The organism is Trichocoleus sp. FACHB-6, from assembly GCF_014695815.1.
Lineage (GTDB): Bacteria > Cyanobacteriota > Cyanobacteriia > Cyanobacteriales > FACHB-T130 > Funiculus > Funiculus sociatus.
Genome location: NZ_JACJOY010000020.1, coordinates 1 through 17,229 on the forward strand (window position 1 = coordinate 1; position 17,229 = coordinate 17,229).

The following is a 17,229-nucleotide window of genomic DNA, read 5'->3' on the forward strand; positions in this document are numbered from 1 at the left end:
AAGGATTTCCCACTCTTCGTCTGTTAGGCTGCTAGAGTACGGCATGACTGCTGGATACGGCTTTTGCGGTAACTGTACTTCAAGATAGTAAAAGATGTCAAATGGGTTCTATATTAAATCCGGTTAATTTAGGATCGTGGATTCCTTAAATTGCAAATCCCTTGGCTAGACTGCTAACATACCCTACCGAAGCTCAAGCCCTGAACTAAAGTTCGGGCTGAAAGCTCAAGTCCGTTCAAACGGACTGAAATGCTATTAATTTCAACCTGTTTTAACAGGTTTTAGCTTTAAGCCGGAAATTTATTTCCCGGCTCTTAAATCAGTCCCATTGCACCCTACCGAACTTCAGCAGAAGGCTCCCCAATCCCCAATCCCCAATCCCTACCTATTCGATGCCAATTTATCAGCCCAGCGGGTTGTCTCTGGCAAACGATATTTCGGCGTACAACGCATCACATAATCTATTGCCGTTGTCAAGCTTACTCGATGTCCGCTAGAGACATAAACTGGTTTAACGCCTTTGCGAGTCCGCAAGACTGCGCCGATTGTTTCATGGCGATGCACTAAAGGTTGCCAATTGCCGCGTTCTAAAGGCAATTCTTCATGCTTCCCAACCAGCAAGGATTTCGCTACGCCAATAGTGGGAACGTCTATCAGCACTCCCAAATGGCAGGCAATCCCAAAGCGACGGGGATGGGCGATGCCTTGACCATCACATAATATCAAGTCAGGCGCGATCGCGAGTTTCTCTAGGGCGTCCAGTACGGCGGGGATTTCTCGAAACGAGAGGAATCCGGGAACATAGGGAAAGGTAGTAGGACGCTTTGCGATCGCTTGCTCTTTTAGCTCCAAGTCTGGAAAACTGAGAACGGCAACAGCTGCGCGTGAGATGCTAAAAGAATCCTCAAAGCCCATATCGACACCAGCTACATACTGCACCGATTCCAACTGATCTGAGGTGATTACTTCTTTTCTAAGCTCTTGTTGAATAGGCAGCGCTTCTTCAACTGTAAGAGGCCATGCGTGACGTTGGTGGATTTTCATTGATCAACTTCGACATCCTGATTTTTTTCCAGCCACTCAATTACTCGTGCTTCTTCTGACAGTTTCGCTTGATTTTGCCCAACTGCCCTAGCGCGGACATTGATCAAGCCAATCGGGGTACTCAACAAATCTACAAGCGTGGCTTTGCCAGCGACGCACATCGCCCCTTTGATCGGCAATTCCTTCACCAGCCACCGTCCCAGCCGCACTGCATATTGCTTGGGAGTTGGTTCGTGCATCAATTTGACACCATGCAATTCGTGCAAGTAGCGATTTGAGCGACCATAGCGCCGCCATTGGCTTTGGAGTTCCGGCACTGTGGAACGGTGGCGATGCCGGACAATAGCTGTAGGGGCAAAATGTAGCTGCCAGTTGCTTTCCCTCTGGATGCGCCAACAGATGTCAGCATCACCGCCAGTTGTCAGGTGAGGGCGAAATAAACCCACCTCTTGGAAAGCTTTTTTGCGAATTGCTAGGTTTGCAGTTTGACCGTATGGGCAGAACGTATTAGCTAAAGTATGTTTCTGGGACAAAACATCTTCTCGCTGGGCGTGTTGTTCCAGCAGAGTTTTACCCGGCAAAGCCATAATTTCGCCTACGACAATACCAATATTGGGATTCTCGAAAGGCTGGATTAAGGCTGCTAACCAATCTGGTTCCGGACGACAATCGGCATCGGTGAAGGCAAAAATCTCAGTTGTTGCTGCCCGAATTCCAGCATTTCGCGCCGCATAAGAGCTTTGGATTTTGTTTTCGCTAATTGGGCGAATTGTCCAGCCAGAGGATGCGGCTGACTCGGCGGCTGACTGGAGAAGGCTGAGGGTGCGATCGCTACTATTATTGTCTACCAGCAAATACTCTACATTCTCGGCTGGATAACTTTGCGACAAGAGGCAGCTGATTAAACCTGACAAGTCCCTTTCACCATTGTAGATTGGGACTATTACTGAAACTTTGGGCCCAAAAGGCTGTGTCATGGGGCGGGAGTTCATGCCGTTTTTTAATACCGTTTCTTATAAATTTAGGCGGCGAAATTTACCAACCAAAAGAAATACTAATTTTAGTTGAGTCGGTGATGCCTATTTTACTTTTTGGTGCAGTAGTTTTATCTTCAGCCGTTTGCACCCGCATCTCACCTCCTTTCTATGTCTTCTAACTGATGATGCTTGCTGTTCTAAAATAGCAAAGTTCTTATAACTAGGGCATCTTGCTATACCAGCTCTCGCCTGAACCTATTTATCTCCGAAGATGGAGCGTTCCGGGGATCAGCCAGTGTTACGTTAGTTTACAAGTTTTAAAAAAAATTGAAATTACTGATGGGAGGTTAGCGGTGCCTAGCAGAAAAATGAGAAAATTCAAAGAAAAAAATGTTTGGAGCGATATTGACTTTCAGAAAGTTAAGCAAAGAATTAATAAAATAACTCAAAAGTTGGACGAGGTTCAAAGCAAGTTTGAACCCCAAGAGGACAAATTCAAATCGATGTCGCAGGAATTTAATCAAAGCGATCGCATTGAAAAATCAAATCGTCCCTAAGCGCTGACGCAAAACAAATTCAGCCAAACTTAAATCCATCGAGGTCGTCACCTTCAGATTCGTCTCTTCCCCCTGCACAATCTGTACTTTCAAACCGCATTTTTCAAACAAGGCAGCATCGTCTGTAACTTCCCAGTGTTGCGATCGCGCTTCGGCATGGCACTGTTGTAACAAATCAACCTTGAAACCTTGAGGCGTTTGCGCCGCCCACAACTGTTCTCTGTTGGGCGTACTCTCAATTACTCCAGTTGCATCCACTACCTTGATCGTATCTTTCACAGGCACAGCAGCAATTAAGCCGGGAACCTCCAGAAGTTCCTCAGCACAGCGATCTAGCAGTTGGGGAGTTGCTAGACACCGAGCGCCATCATGAATTAATACTAACTGAGCAGCTGGTAGTGCTTGCAAGCCGTTATAGACAGATTCTTGCCGTGTAGTCCCACCGACAATCAGCTGCACAGGCTTAGTCAGAGAAAGCTCAGCTAAAATCTCTTTAAAGTCAGGGAAGTCATCAGGGTGAGCAATCAAACCGATCCAGCTAATGTGCCGTGAGGCTTCAGCTGCTAGGAGAGTCCAGGTAATCAAAGGTTTACCCAGTAACATTAGCAGCAGTTTGTTGCGATCGCTTCCCATCCGCCGCCCCATGCCAGCGGCTGGAATTAATAAGTGCATAATTCTCCTGTTTTAGCCATTAGTTCTTTCGGCGTAGGGTGTTATGGGTATATATTCCCTTAAAATTAGGCTCAGAAGTACCCTCAGTAACTCGAGATGAGAATACTAGCCCTTGTTCCCGGCGGAATTGGCGACCAAATTCTATTTTTCCCTACACTGGACGATCTAAAACGGAATTACCCCGAAGCCCAGATAGATGTGGTTGTGGAACCCAGAGCAAAGGGTGCATACCGTGTTTGCAAGTCTGTCGATGAAGTCATAGCCTATGATTTTAAGGGTAGCAATGGCCCCGCAGACTGGGGAAATTTACTCGGTGTCATCCGCGATCGCGAGTATGATATCGTCCTCTCTTTGGGGAGTCGGTGGAGTGTAGGCTTGTTGCTATGGCTGACTGGCATTACTACCAGGGTGAGCTACAGTGGCCCAGGCAATTTGTTCCTTACAAACCCTGTACCCCTGAAGCAATCCCAGTATGCCGCCCATATGTACCACGACTTGCTGCAAGGTGTAGGCATAAGTTCCCCGTGTCCGCCACTAGCGATTAATGTGCCTAAAAAAGATATCGAGTGGGCAGAAACACAACAGCGACAGCTGGGTATTGATGAAACTGGTTACATCCTGATTCATGGTGGTTCTAGTGCCTTGGCTCAGTCCAAGGGAATTGATAAAATCTACCCAGCCAAGAAATGGCAGCAGATTATTCAAGATATTCAACAGCGACAACCTGAATTGCCAATTGTTATCCTCAAAGGCCCAGAAGATGAGCAGTTGGTCAGCGAACTGATGCAAACCTGTCCGGGTTTGAAGGTGAGTTCGCCACCGGATATCGGGAAGTTAGCGGCTACGATCGCTGCTGCTAATTTAATGTTGTGTACGGATAGTGCGCCGATGCACTTAGCCGTAGCCGTTGGGACTTACACGATTGCGTTGTTTGGCCCGACCGAAGCGAAGAAATTGCTGCCCCCAGATAGCGATCGCGTTCGCGGTATGCAATCCCCCACTCGTTGGATAGCTGACATTGCTCCGGCAGACGTTCTGGATAAAATTTGGAACACATAAAGAATTAAAAATTAAAAATGCAAAATTTTTAATTCTTCCTATAGTTCATTCTGGAAACAAATGGCTAGATCGGCAGTATTTTTGGATCGGGATGGCGTTCTCAATGTCGAAGCTGGGTATATTCACCGAGTAGAGGATTTGCATCTGATACCTGGTGTGGCTCAGGCGGTGCGACAACTCAACGATCGACAGATGTTTTGCTGTCTCGTCTCCAACCAATCTGGCCCAGCCAGAGGCTACTATCCGGCTAGTCATGTTGATGCCCTGCATTTGCGCCTAGCGCAGCTACTCCAGGCTGAAGCTGGGGCGCATTTAGATGCTTTGTATTACTGCCCTTATCTGTCTCCAGAAGAAGGAGGAACGAATCCAGAATTTACTCGTTGGAGTACCTGGCGCAAGCCAAATACTGGAATGTTGGTGGCAGCTGCTTGGGAACACGACCTTGACATAACAAGTAGCTTTATGGTGGGGGACAAAGCCACAGATATTGACATGGCGCACAATGCTGGTTGTACGGGGATTTTAGTGCAGACAGGCTTTGGCGATCGCGTCCTCACTGGTGATTACCAGCACCACACCAAACCCGATTACATCGCCCCAGATTTAGCAGCTGCCGTTGACATCATACTGAAAAATCCTCGTTCCCACGCTCAGTCTGGGAACGAGAAGGAAAGAAAACTGTGAGGCTGGAACCAACAAAAGTTTTTAATTTGGTATTCTATTTGTCAGCTTCAAATTCAAAATCGACAAGCTTAAGATTACCAAAAACAGCACCAATCCAATTGTGCAAGCATAGCTCATTTCTAGTTCTTGAAAAGCCTGCTCGTAGAGGTAATAAACAATCGTTTTGGAACTGTTTAACGGGCCTCCCTGAGTCATAATATAAACTTCTTCAAAAACCTTAGTAGCCGAGATAGCAGAAATCACAGCTACCAGCACCAGATAGGGTTTCATCAACGGAATCGTAATGTCCCAGTGCTTACTGATACCATCAGAACCATCAATCGCCGCCGCTTCATAAACATCCGCTGGGATAGATTGCAACCCAGCTAGATAAATCACCATGTAATAACCTAATCCCTTCCACACCGTCACCGCCATCACACTAAAAATTGCCCACTTAGGACTGGTTAGCCAGGGAATCCCGGATTGTATAAACGGGATGAATGGTGTCTGGTTAATCATCTGATTTAGCAAACCATTTTCCGCATAAAGCCACTTCCAGGCAAGTCCAGCGACCACCATTGAAATTACTACAGGCGTATAATAAAAAGCCCTAAACCAGCTTATCCCACGTAGCTTTTGGTTTACTAAAATCGCCAGCATCAGAGGTGCTATAACTAAAATTGGCACCACACCAGCAAGATACAACAGCGTATTTCTGAGAGTCTGCCAAAATACCGCGTCTTTCCACAACAATCGGAAATTCTTAAAACCCACCCACTGCGGCGGTTGACTTAGATCGGTGTACTCGGTGAAGGACAGGTAAAATGCCTGTAATGCAGGCCAAAAAACGGTCAAGCCCAAGACTAATAAGGCAGGAAACAAAAACAAATATGGAATTAGTTGTTGTTTATTAACGATCCAATTCTTCGGTATCCAATGAAGCATATTAAAAGTAGTCATTGGTCATTAGTCATGGGCTAATAGCTATTAGCTATTAGTTTATTGCCATGAACGATTAATCATTAGCCATTAGCCAATAACTAATGTTTAGCAGGGTGTAGTCTATTTTACTGTTGTCTGCCTAGTAAAGCTGGTAAAGGTAGTTTAATATACATTAACGTTGGTTTAATTAGGTATAGTAAATTACAGCCTGATTTTAGCCAACGAGCATTCTAGCACCTTTACATTTTTTATTCTTATGGGAGATGTTGGAAGTGGAGCGGTTAAAACCAGTTGATCTTCAGCAGCAGATACAGGTACTGGAAACACCGTTTGATATCACGAATGCTTTGCAGGGAGAAGATGCCTGTAAAGAGAGCGATCGCGAAGCGGTATTGCTCGTAGGACGCGCCTTTTCTACCCTGATGAGAAACCTACCAGGCATAGCGTACCGCCGCCGCAACGACCAGAAATGGACAATAGAGGATGTCAGCGAGGGCTGCTATCAGCTTACGGAATATCATCCCATAGAACTAATTGGAAACCAGCGAATCTCCTGGGAGCAACTCATCCATCCTGATGATCGCTCCTCAGTATGGAACGATGTACAAGCTGCTTTGGAAGATAATAGCCAATATCAGCTGATATACCGCATCACCACAGCCTCCGGGTTAGAAAAATGGGTTTGGGAGCAGGGTTGTGGGGTTTCAGGATCGGGAGAACTGCTAGATTTAGAAGGCTTTATTATCGACATCACCGAGCGTAAGCAAGCCGAGGAAGCCTTGCGGCAAGCAGAAGCGAAATATCGCAGTATTTTTGAAAATGCAATAGAGGGCATTTTCCAAACAACTTCACAAGGGTGTTACATCAGCGCTAACCCTGCACTGGCACGCATTTATGGATATGAGTCACCAGCTCAACTGATGGCGCGGCTAACCGATATTGAGCATCAACTATACCTCGATCCGAATCGTCGGGCATATTTTGTCCGCCTGCTGCAAGAAAACGATGCTGTTTCCGGGTTCGAGTCGGCTGTATATCGAAAAGACGGTAGTGTAATTTGGATTTCGGAAAATGCCCGTGCTGTGCGCGATCGCGAAGGCAGGTTGCTTTACTATGAAGGCAGGGTGGAAGACGTTACCGAGCGCAAGCGAGTTAAAGAGCAGCTGCGAGAACGGGCATTTTACGATGCTTTGACAGGGTTGCCTAACCGAGCTTTGTTCAGGGAACGCTTGAGTCAGGCGGTGGAGCGAGCTAAACAGTTTAAAGACTATTGTTTTGCTGTGTTATTTTTGGATTTAGATCGCTTCAAACTGGTGAACGACAGTTTGGGACACCTGGTTGGCGATAAATTATTGGTAGCCCTGGCTCGCCGTCTAGAAACCTGCATCCGCACCCAAGATACCGTAGCCCGTTTGGGAGGAGACGAATTTACCATCCTCCTAGAAGGCATTGAAGATGTTAGTCACGCCACCAGTGTCGCCCAGAGAATTAACGCAGAACTCACATCCCCTTTCCACATAGACGGACACACAGTTTTCACCGCCGCCAGCATTGGTATTGCCCTCAACCGGAGAGACGAAGAGGAGGTAAGGGACTGGGGACTGGGTACAAGGGACTGGGTACAAGGGACTGAGGGACAAGGGACTGGGTACAAGGAAATCCCCAATCCCCAATCCCCAATCCCCAATCCCCAATCCCCAATCCCCAATCCCCAATTCCCAATCTCCAGCACTGAAGATGACCTTTTGCGCGATGCCGATAAAGCTTTATATCGTGCTAAAGCGTTGGGGAAAGGACGCTATGAGGTGTTTGACAAAACCATGCACCAAAGCACTCTTCCCATGTTGCAGTTAGAAACCGATCTACGGCGGGCAATTGAAAATCAAGAATTTCAAATCCAGTATCAGCCAATCGTATCGCTTTCTAGTGGAAAGATTACAGGCTTCGAGGCGCTTTTAATGCTTTGGCATCCCCTCAAAGGCTTCGTACCCACTGCCGAGTTTATGCCAATTGCCCAAGAAACAGAATTAATGATCCCGATTGGCTGGTGGATGCTCCGCCAAGCCTGTCGTCAACTAATTTCATGGCAGCAGGAATGCCATGAGCAAAAATTAACTCTTCATGTGAATCTGTTTAAAAAGCAGTTTTTGCAACCAGACTTGCTATCGCAAATTGACCAAGCGCTTCAGGAAATGAATCTCGAAGGAAGTAGTTTACATCTAGAAATTCCTGAAAGTTGCTTGCTGGAAAATGGCGAATCTGCACCACAAATTGTAGCGCAGTTAAAAAAACGTAATATTATAGTCTGCATTGATGACTTCGGCAAAGGTTATTCTTGCTTGAGTCAGTTGCATCAATTTACTGTCGATGCTCTCAAGTTTGACCGTTCGTTATTGGCAACAGACAAGCGTACCCGCGAAAATCCCTTCAGAGAAAAAAGCAATTGGAATACTGAGTATAGGCTGCCAATTGTACAGGCAATTGTAATGCTGGCTCACAATCTGGGGATGAGCGCGATCGCCCAAGGCATAGAAACAGCCCAAGAGCTGGCTGAACTCCAGCAGATGAAGTGCGAATATGGTCAGGGAAACTATTTCTTTGAGCCGATGGACGCAGAATCAGTTGGAGCTTTAATAAACAGCTGTCAGCTAATTGCTAATTTCTAAGAATCTGTGTAAAACTGCTGTGAGTTGTTTATTACCAAAGAGTCGCACCGCGATGTCAGCGCCACGATGCAGCCGTTGAAACCAACCTTGCTTGGGTTACTGCAAGCTTTGATTTTTCTATCTGTGAGCTGGCTGGTAAGTAAACCTTCCCGTTCTCAAAATCTTAATCTTGAACCTATTATCCAACCTCAGACGGAAGACGGCGTGACTGTTCTGGGACAGCCTTGTGAAAATCCCTATGTAGTTGCGATTCCCTCCTCCAATCCCCAGATTCTCGAAAAAGTGCAGCAGTATGCTCCATCTGCATTTTTAACCAATTCACCCCTGGGATTATATATCCAAGCTGGCTCTTTTTCTGACAGAGCGCCAGCAGAAATTTTGAGTCTTACCCTGCGACAGTACAACCTAGACGCACGAGTTGCTTATCTACCAGTACCTTGTAACCTATAGGGGGGGGAGGCATTGCGTCTTCACTTTATAAAAGACATTCTGATTAGGGTAGACCTACAGCTAAAATTTTATGAATTTGTCCTTTTTAAATTTTATTTTTCAACCGCATTCCAAGCAGCCGAAAATAAATAGTTTTATTTATTTTGCATTAATATGCTTGACTTCTAATTTTTTAGGTGTCCAAAAACCAAGTTTTGCCATCCAAGAAATACGAGTTAATCGCTGGTTGGAAGTCCGACAAATGATCGGTAATGTAATTTATTATCAAGGAAGTAAATCTTTTGCGGCTAGGCTTGGTACGCGACTTCAGAATGTTGGCGATGCTATTGAAACTGGTGCCAAATCTAGTGCTGTTATCGCTGTAGACACGGAAATGGGTGTTATAAATGTTTCCGAAAAAACAACGGTGCGGATCCAAGAGTTACACAGTACAGCGGACGGAGGGCGAGTGACGCGCCTGCAAGTAACAGGCGGACAAGTCCGCTTGCGATTGTTACCATTTACTAATCCGGGTTCGCAACTCGAAATTCAGACTCCGGCTGGTGTCAGTGCGGTGCGCGGAACTGAATTTGGTGTAATTGTTCATCCTGATGGCAAAACAGGGGTAGCAACCCGCGAGGGTAAGGTTCTCACCATCTCTCAAGGAAAAGGTGTCTTAGTAGGCGCTGGGTACTCAATATTGATGATACCTGGTCAAGCGCCTTCAGCTCCGGTTGCTCTGACTGGGGATGTTGGGGATGCGAGTTTGAAACTTCAATTGCTGACGACAGAGGCTAACCAGATGGCACGCATTACAGGTAAGGTGGAGGCGACGAATCTGGTGAGTATTGCTGATACTCCTGTAACTACAAACTTGAACGGGCAGTTTGATGTGAAGGTGCCAATACCTTTTGATCGTCGTATAGAGGCTGTTGTGACAACACCTTTGGGAAAGCGACAGGTGTATGAATTGGCAGTGCCTTAAAGAAAGGAAATCAGATTGTAAGTTATTTACTGGTTTTCAGGCGTAAGTCTGAAGGAAGGATTATTGAAGGTTGTGTCTCCACCCTCACAATATAAAAAGTTACGCAAAATGTGAGGTGGTCGCCTCACATTTTGCATTCCCAGGCCGCAGCCAAGGAACGAGAATAAATTTTTAGGGTTGTTACTAATGGCATCAGAAGATCGCGATATGGGGGAGAAAACCTCTCCTAGACAGCCACATTTTTTAAACAAAAGTGAGTTGGGTGATGAAAATCCTGACTCAGTAAAAAAATGGTGGTGGCGATCGCTTGGGGGTGCGATCGCTACTCTATCTGTCGCTGGTGGTTCTGTTCTGGGTATTTGGCAACCATTAGAACAAATTGCCTACCGTGGTTTATTCCACCTCCGAGGGTCAATTAATTGGGATGAACGGGTGGCATTAATTGTCATTGATGATGCCAGCTTAAGGGAACTGGGTCGCTTTCCCTGGCCTCGCAAGCAATACACCAAGTTAGTAAATAAATTGTCTTCGGCAGAAGCGAGTGTGGTGGTTATGGATGTGCTGATGCCGGAAAGTAGTCCGGATGATGGACAATTGGCGGCGGCGATGCTGCGGCAAGGTCGGGTAGTATTGGCGCAGGGGTGGGACGCTACTGGTGCTGCTTTGCGTCCCACGCCAGTGCTAAGAGAAAGCGCGATCGCTTTGGGTCATGTTTCAAACAGTCCAGACACTGATGGCATAACTCGCAAAGTCAGCCCGCAAGCCCAAGGCGTGCCGATTTTAGGGATTACGGGCCTTCGGGTTTATGCACTTACTAAAGAGTCGGTGAAACTACCAGATATGAATCGACCCTTGTGGGTGAATTGGCAGGGGTCGATGCGTCAGATTCCGCAATATTCCTTTGCTGCTGTACTTCAGGGCAAAGTGCCTGCGAGTGTCTTTAAAGGCAAAATTGTTTTGGTGGGTGCCACAGCAATTGGTCTTGACCCGATAAATACACCGTTTGACGGTCATCCCCCAGCGAGTGGCGTTCACCTTCACGCAGCGGTTGTTAATAATATTTTGCAACAAAACTATCTGCAAATTATAGATGAGCGATCGCTGCTGGTTTACCTGCTGTTGGGCGGGCTAGTCTTGAACTGCTCTCTCAGCGTCTGGAATGCTAAACAACAAGTAATCGCAGTTGCAAGTCTTTGTAGCGGCTGGGTGATGCTGAGTTTACTGCTGTTGCACACCGGTTACTTGATACCGATAGCAACCCCTTTGGTATTATTTGGTTTAACCGCAATTAGTTTGAGCGTCCAAGAGCGGCTGAAGATGAAAGCCCAGCTGCAACGTATCGAAGGGCAGCAGCAGCAAAGACGGCTTTACGATTCCTTGACAGGTTTACCAAATCGTGCATTATTTCAGGAGCGTTTGCAGCTGGCTGTAGAACGTTCCCAGGAGTGGGAGGATGATTTATTTGCCGTTTGTTTACTGGATCTGGATCGGTTTAAAGTAATCAACGAGAGCTTAGGGCATACGGTAGGAGATCAACTGCTAGTAGCGATCGCTCACAGGCTATGTAGCATTATGCGCCCAATCGATACAGTGGCGCGTCTTGGTGGAGACGAATTCACCATCCTGCTTGAAGATATCCACGACTTAAGCGATGCTACCCGCGTAGCTGAGGATATCAACTCTGCACTAGCAGCACCATTTCACCTCAACGGATATGAGATATTTGTCACCACAAGCATTGGTATTGCCGTAAATAGCAGCGTAGGACAGGAGGAGAATAGTAAATGCGACCTTTTGCGCGATGCTGATATTGCGTTGTATCAAGCAAAAGCGCAAGGTGGAGGGCGTTATGTAGTGTTTGACGCGAGTGTGCAAAAAGATGCGATCGCGCTTTTGCAATTAGAAACTGATTTGCGGTTGGCAATAGGCGCTTTAATCAATACGCCATCAACAATTAGTGAATTTATAGTATATTATCAGCCCATTGTCTCTCTCTCTACAGGTAAAATCACCGGGTTTGAGGCGCTGGTGCGCTGGCAGCACCCAAGGCGGGGTATAGTTTACCCAGGCGACTTTATCCCAGTAGCAGAAGAAACTGGACTAATTGCTCATCTAGATTGGTGGGTAATGGGCGAAGCTTGTCGTCAGGTGCGTGCTTGGCAAAAGCAATTTTCTAGTAATAATCCCCTGACGATTGGGATTAATCTCTCTAGCAGGCAGTTTGACCAATCTGATATGGTTGAACGGATAGACGAAATTATTCGGGATACTGGCTTGGAGAGTAGCAGTTTGAAGCTAGAAATTACCGAAACCTGCTTGCTGGAGAATGCCGAGAAAGCGATCGCGCATTTTGAGCAGTTGAAAGCTTTGGGGATTAAACTAGCAATTGATGACTTTGGCACTGGTTACTCATCCTTAGATCGTCTGCATCGCCTGCCTATTGATATCTTAAAAATTGACCGTTCTTTTGTTAATTCCAGAAGCGATGAGACGGATAAATGGGAGATTGTACGAACAATTATTATGCTGGCTCGTAATTTAGGGTTGGATGTTGTTGCTGAAGGCGTGGAAACCGCAGATCAGTTATTTCAGCTTAAGCAGCTGCAATGTGACTATGGGCAGGGATACTTTTTCTCTAAACCTGTGGACGCTATGGCTGCTGAAGCGTTGTTGGTGTCACAGTTTCAGTAGTAAGTAAGGTGGGCATTGTCCGACTTACAGAATGTTGCTTGCTACACGGATATAAATAAACTTATGCCTACAGGTTCCTTTGAGAAGAATAGTTTTAGTTGGCAGGTACAGCAGCTGCAACAACGAATTCAGGAGTGGGGAGAAACGATAAATTTTCCCGGCTTAAATAAGATGTCCCTGCCATCTTGGTTGAATTCTCCTATCTTACAGACAATTGCTAAAGTCGCCTTTTGGACGCTACTGGGTTTATTCTTAATTTGGGCTATTTGGCAGATTGGCCAAATGTTGCGTCCTTATTTTTATCCTACTAGAACCCAACCGAAGCAGTCAGATGCGACTACAAAAAGGTCAGAAAATGAATTGTCCCTTGCTCGTTGGTTAGAGCGATCGCAAAAATTCCAGCAGCAAGGCAACTACCGCGAAGCCTGTCTGTGTTTATATATGGCTATGTTGCAACGATTAAGTGACACTGGAATTGTCCCTCACCAACCCAGTCGAACAGATGGGGAATATCTGAAATTAATCCAAAATTTACCTCAGCAAAACCCCTATAAAATATTGCTGATGACGCACCAGCAGCTATGTTTTGGAAATGGGGAAGCTTCGCGCTCAGTCTTTGACAAGTGCCAGCAAGCTTATCGGGAAATTGAGACATTATGAAATCAAAGCGGCGATTATGGATATTCGGAGCGATCGCTATTGGCGCAATAATCCTGATAACTTTTCTAGCTGCTCCTGCCAATAATCAGCAGCAAAGCGGTTCTACTTATGCCCGTGACCCCGCTGGCTATGGCGCTTGGTACGCTTTCATGTCAGAACGGGGAAGCCCTATCCAGCGCTGGCAAAAACCCTTTGAGGATTTAGTTGATAGCGAGGCGAAACCTCCCATTACCTTGTTGCGCGTCTACAGCCAGCTGGAAGCGCCAATTTCCAAAAAAGAGCGAGAATGGGTTGACAAAGGTAATACTTTGGTGCTTTTAGGAATCCGGCATCCAGTTACAGAAGCCGCTTTTAGTACCCGCCATAATAGTCCGCAGGGAATCATAAAGATTGACACGCGGCGAAGAAAAATAGATGCAGAAGGACTTTTAAGCGATCGCTTTGGTGCCATTGTCTGGGAAGAAAGTATCGGCAAAGGAAAGGTCGTTTACGCCACTACACCCCATCTAGCCGCTAACGCTTATCAAGACTTCAAAAGTAACTATGAATTTCTAGCACAAATTGTTACCGAATCGGGAGAAACGAAGAAATTATCAATTCCCAACCAGCTGTTAGTAGATGAATATCTCCACGGTTACAAAGATGCAGAAGTAATCAAGCGGGAACAAGGGGAAAATATAATTATTTATTTCACAAAAACTCCTTTATTTCCAGCTTTAATACCAGCATTCATCCTCCTACTCGTCGCCATCTGGGCTGGTAATCGTCGTTTTGGACAACCTCTCACTTTGTCAGCACCAGTAATAGACAATAGCGTTGCTTACATCCAAGCATTAGCAGGTGTCTTGCAAAAAGCTAATAGCACTGAGTTTGTTGTCGAGGTGGTAGGCAAAGAAGAACAGCTACAACTGCAAAAAGCTTTAGGATTAGGACAGGTTCCCCTCGACCATCAATCTCTTATAGACGCTTGGGTGCAGCAAACCGGACATCCGGCGACAGAACTGGAATCATTGCTAAATTCGCATTCGCGAAAATCTAAAATGAGCGAGTTAAAATTGTTAGCTTGGTTAGAAAAATGGGAGCAAATTCGTCGTCGCCTTCCATCTTAGGAGCATGGAGCCAACAAAATGCAATTTTATTTAGTAGAGTGGGTTACGCTTACGAAGCATCCTACAATCTTAAAAAAATGGGGAAAATTATTAACAAATAAATTATGAACGAAACCACTATATTTACCCGCCTGGGTCAAACTTTAGATAAAATAATTGTCGGTCAATCTTCCTTGATACAGCAGTTACTAATAGCGCTGCTAAGTGGGGGACACGTAATTATCGAGGGAGTACCAGGAACGGGGAAAACCCTACTGGTAAAAGTGCTGGCAAAGTTGATCCAAGCAGATTTTCGCCGGATTCAGCTAACACCGGATATTTTGCCATCAGATATTTTAGGAACGAATATTTTTGACATAAATAGCCGCAGTTTTACCTTGAAAAAAGGCCCAGTTTTTACCCAGGTTTTGCTGGCAGATGAAATTAACCGCACACCACCAAAAACCCAAGCAGCGCTGTTAGAAGCAATGGAAGAACAGCAGGTGACGCTAGATGGGGAAACTTTGCGGCTGTCTGAGCTATTTTGGGTGATTGCTACCCAAAATTCTCTAGAATTTGAAGGAACTTATCCTCTGCCAGAAGCGCAATTAGACCGATTTTTATTTAAACTTGTTGTAGATTACCCAGATACCGCAGCAGAAAAGCAAATGTTGCTGAATGTTCAAGCCGGGTTTCGCTCAAAGGCGATAGAATTACCTTCTCTGAAACTAGCAACAGTAGAGCAAATTATTAGCGCTCGTCAAGCTGTTCAAGCTGTCAAAGTGGAAGATAATATATTAGATTACTTGTTGTCTTTGGTGCAGCGATCGCGCAAACATCCCGATATCACCTTAGGGGCTTCCCCTAGATCGGCTGTAGCTTGGTTGCAAACAAGTAAGGCGCAAGCTTGGTTAGCAGGGCGAAATTATGTCACTCCTGATGATGTGAAGGTAGTTGCGTCGCCGCTTTTGCGTCACCGCCTGATCCTGAAACCAGAGGCGCAGTTGGATGGAATACAGATTGACTCGGTAATTGCGTCGCTACTCAATCAAGTATCAGTACCAAGGTAAATATTAACTTTTCCAGGCGATCGCTTGGGAAGGTGACACATCTTGCGAGGTTTTATGATTCCTTCACAACGCCTCTATTTTCTATTGCTGCTAGGAATTGCGATCGCTATCATACTAGCTATCATTTGGGACGAAAAAACCAGCATTCTTATCACCCTGCTATTCGATATTTTGATATTACTTCTAGCTGTCTGGGACGGACAACGGGTGAAGTCGAACGCTGTAAAAGTGACGCGCTATCCCTTACAGCGACTTTCGATTGGGCGGGATAATCCGGTTGTTTTATGGGTGCAATCGGGGAAGCAGTCGGCTAAAATCCGCTTGCGCGACTACTATCCGTTAGAGTTTCAGGTTTCTAAACCAATCCTAGAAACAACAATCGACCCCAACAGCACCCAGGAACTAACTTATACTGTGCGTCCAGATAGTCGGGGTGAGTTTGTCTGGGGAGATATTCAAGTCCGCCAGCTGAGTCCTTGGGGTTTAGTTTGGCGCGACTGGAAGATTCTGGAAAGTCAGAAAGTCGCAGTTTATCCAGACTTAGTGGGGTTGCGATCGCTTTCAATTCGTCTCACCCTAGAAAACACTGGCACAATGCGCCAATCCCGACGCTTCGGTATGGGTACTGAATTCGTCGAACTGCGAGAATATGGTATCGGTGACGACACCCGCTTAATTGATTGGAAAGCAACCGCCCGCCGCAGTCGTCCACTGATGCGCGTCTTGGAACCAGAACGGGAGCAAACTCTGATTATTTTACTCGATCGGGGACGCTTGATGACGGCACGAGTAGAGGGTTTGAAGCGTTTTGATTGGGGAGTAAATAGCACTCTCTCCCTAGCACTAGCTGGGTTAAATCGAGGCGACAAAGTGGGAGTCGGCGTTTTTGACCGCGAAATAATTACCTGGATTTCCCCGGAACGAGGTCAGCATCAGCTATCCAAACTAACTGAACGTCTTACCCCCATTCAACCAGTGTTGTTAGAACCCGACTATGTTGGTGCTGTAACAAAATTGGTAACTCAGCAAACTCGTCGCGCTTTGGTAGTTCTAATTACAGACATAGTTGATGTCACCGCTTCCGCTGAACTGCTTGCTGCACTAAGTCGCCTCACGCCCCGCTACTTACCTTTTTGCGTCACTCTGCGCGATCCCCAAGTTGACCGACTGGCGCACACCCCCACCCAACAAGTTGAAGCTACTTATACTCGTGCTGTCGCCCTAGATTTACTCGCCCAGCGCCAAGTAGCTTTTGCCCAACTCAAGCAAAAAGGCGTTTTAGTGTTGGATGCACCCGCCAATCAAATCAGCGAACAACTCGTAGACCGCTATCTGCAACTCAAGGCCCGTAATCAGTTGTAATACCATAGCAATCCTTCTGTTTCTTCTCTTCACGTCCTTTGCGTCTAAGCGCTAACGCCCAGGCTCCGCCAACGCGGTTTATTAAATTTTCTTTCTGTAGCGCTTTAGGCTCGAAGTACACAAAGGAAAGAGAAAAAGAAGAAGATTTTACAAATAAATTAGAATTGCTATGTAATGTATTTTCCGCTGGAAAGCTGATGCTTGGAAGCATAGCTTTAATTTATGACCTTCTATAGCAATCCTATTTAAGAGGATGTTTGAAAAGTGGTGAGGGGTTAAATATTATGCCAACCGCCTGACCATGATACGGATCATTGCCAGATAAATAAAAGTCTCCGATGTTTCTGGCAATAACTCATAA

General features: G+C 46.0%; 16 protein-coding genes. 11 read left to right on the forward strand and 5 right to left on the reverse strand.

The window, feature by feature from the left end:
• Positions 1–381: 381 nt before the first annotated feature.
• Positions 382–1,044 (reverse strand): deoxyribonuclease V, encoded by a 663-nt coding sequence (nfi, locus tag H6F66_RS03495; RefSeq protein WP_190418248.1) that lies wholly within the window; start codon positions 1,042–1,044, stop codon positions 382–384.
• Positions 1,041–2,036 (reverse strand): glycosyltransferase, encoded by a 996-nt coding sequence (locus tag H6F66_RS03500; protein ID WP_190418250.1) that lies wholly within the window; start codon positions 2,034–2,036, stop codon positions 1,041–1,043. The genes nfi and H6F66_RS03500 overlap by 4 nt, the downstream gene beginning before the upstream one ends.
• Before the next feature lie 338 nt (positions 2,037–2,374).
• Here H6F66_RS03500 and H6F66_RS03505 point away from each other — a divergent pair, with 338 nt between their 5' ends.
• Entirely contained in the window at positions 2,375–2,578 is a 204-nt protein-coding gene (locus H6F66_RS03505; protein ID WP_190418251.1) for a hypothetical protein, read from the forward strand.
• Here H6F66_RS03505 and ispD read toward each other — a convergent pair.
• Entirely contained in the window at positions 2,564–3,250 is a 687-nt protein-coding gene (gene ispD, locus H6F66_RS03510; protein WP_190418252.1) for a 2-C-methyl-D-erythritol 4-phosphate cytidylyltransferase, read from the reverse strand. The two genes, H6F66_RS03505 and ispD, sit on opposite strands and share 15 nt — an antisense overlap.
• 96 nt (positions 3,251–3,346) lie before the next feature.
• Here ispD and H6F66_RS03515 point away from each other — a divergent pair, with 96 nt between their 5' ends.
• Together H6F66_RS03515 and H6F66_RS03520 are read left to right on the forward strand one after the other, a co-directional pair.
• A complete protein-coding gene (locus H6F66_RS03515; protein WP_190418253.1) occupies positions 3,347–4,309 on the forward strand; it encodes a glycosyltransferase family 9 protein in 963 nt (320 codons plus the stop codon).
• A gap of 60 nt (positions 4,310–4,369) precedes the next feature.
• Positions 4,370–4,993, forward strand: coding sequence for an HAD family hydrolase (locus H6F66_RS03520; protein ID WP_190418255.1), 624 nt, complete (start codon positions 4,370–4,372; stop codon positions 4,991–4,993).
• Between the two features lie 21 nt (positions 4,994–5,014).
• On the opposite strand, the gene H6F66_RS03525 is transcribed toward H6F66_RS03520, so the two are convergent.
• Positions 5,015–5,920 carry a sugar ABC transporter permease gene (locus tag H6F66_RS03525; RefSeq protein WP_190418281.1) on the reverse strand — a complete coding sequence of 302 codons (906 nt, stop codon included), beginning with the start codon at positions 5,918–5,920 and terminating at the stop codon, positions 5,015–5,017.
• A 260-nt stretch (positions 5,921–6,180) separates the two neighbouring features.
• On the opposite strand from H6F66_RS03525, the gene H6F66_RS03530 reads away from it, so the two are divergent.
• The 8 genes from H6F66_RS03530 to H6F66_RS03565 all read left to right on the forward strand — a co-directional run bounded on the left by H6F66_RS03530 (position 6,181) and on the right by H6F66_RS03565 (position 16,868).
• Entirely contained in the window at positions 6,181–8,583 is a 2,403-nt protein-coding gene (locus tag H6F66_RS03530; protein ID WP_190418257.1) for a bifunctional diguanylate cyclase/phosphodiesterase, read from the forward strand.
• Positions 8,584–8,607: 24 nt separating this feature from the next.
• Positions 8,608–9,033: a hypothetical protein gene (locus H6F66_RS03535; RefSeq protein WP_190418259.1), complete on the forward strand. Its 426-nt coding sequence runs from the start codon at positions 8,608–8,610 to the stop codon at positions 9,031–9,033.
• A gap of 157 nt (positions 9,034–9,190) precedes the next feature.
• Positions 9,191–9,997, forward strand: a complete 807-nt coding sequence (locus tag H6F66_RS03540; protein WP_199295066.1) for a FecR family protein — start codon at positions 9,191–9,193, stop codon at positions 9,995–9,997.
• Positions 9,998–10,183: 186 nt separating this feature from the next.
• Positions 10,184–12,688 carry an EAL domain-containing protein gene (locus tag H6F66_RS03545; protein WP_190418271.1) on the forward strand — a complete coding sequence of 835 codons (2,505 nt, stop codon included), beginning with the start codon at positions 10,184–10,186 and terminating at the stop codon, positions 12,686–12,688.
• A gap of 15 nt (positions 12,689–12,703) precedes the next feature.
• A complete protein-coding gene (locus tag H6F66_RS03550; RefSeq protein ID WP_199313290.1) occupies positions 12,704–13,348 on the forward strand; it encodes a DUF4129 domain-containing protein in 645 nt (214 codons plus the stop codon).
• Positions 13,345–14,457: a DUF4350 domain-containing protein gene (locus tag H6F66_RS03555; RefSeq protein WP_190418273.1), complete on the forward strand. Its 1,113-nt coding sequence runs from the start codon at positions 13,345–13,347 to the stop codon at positions 14,455–14,457. Before H6F66_RS03550 ends, H6F66_RS03555 begins: the two co-directional genes overlap by 4 nt.
• Positions 14,458–14,561: 104 nt before the next feature.
• The gene (locus H6F66_RS03560; RefSeq protein WP_190418275.1) at positions 14,562–15,506 is read left to right on the forward strand and encodes a MoxR family ATPase; all 945 of its coding nucleotides are present in this window, start codon (positions 14,562–14,564) and stop codon (positions 15,504–15,506) included.
• A gap of 54 nt (positions 15,507–15,560) precedes the next feature.
• A complete protein-coding gene (locus H6F66_RS03565; protein WP_190418277.1) occupies positions 15,561–16,868 on the forward strand; it encodes a DUF58 domain-containing protein in 1,308 nt (435 codons plus the stop codon).
• On the opposite strand, the gene H6F66_RS03570 is transcribed toward H6F66_RS03565, so the two are convergent.
• Positions 16,846–17,079: a hypothetical protein gene (locus H6F66_RS03570; protein ID WP_190418279.1), complete on the reverse strand. Its 234-nt coding sequence runs from the start codon at positions 17,077–17,079 to the stop codon at positions 16,846–16,848. The genes H6F66_RS03565 and H6F66_RS03570 overlap by 23 nt on opposite strands.
• Positions 17,080–17,229 lie beyond the last annotated feature (150 nt).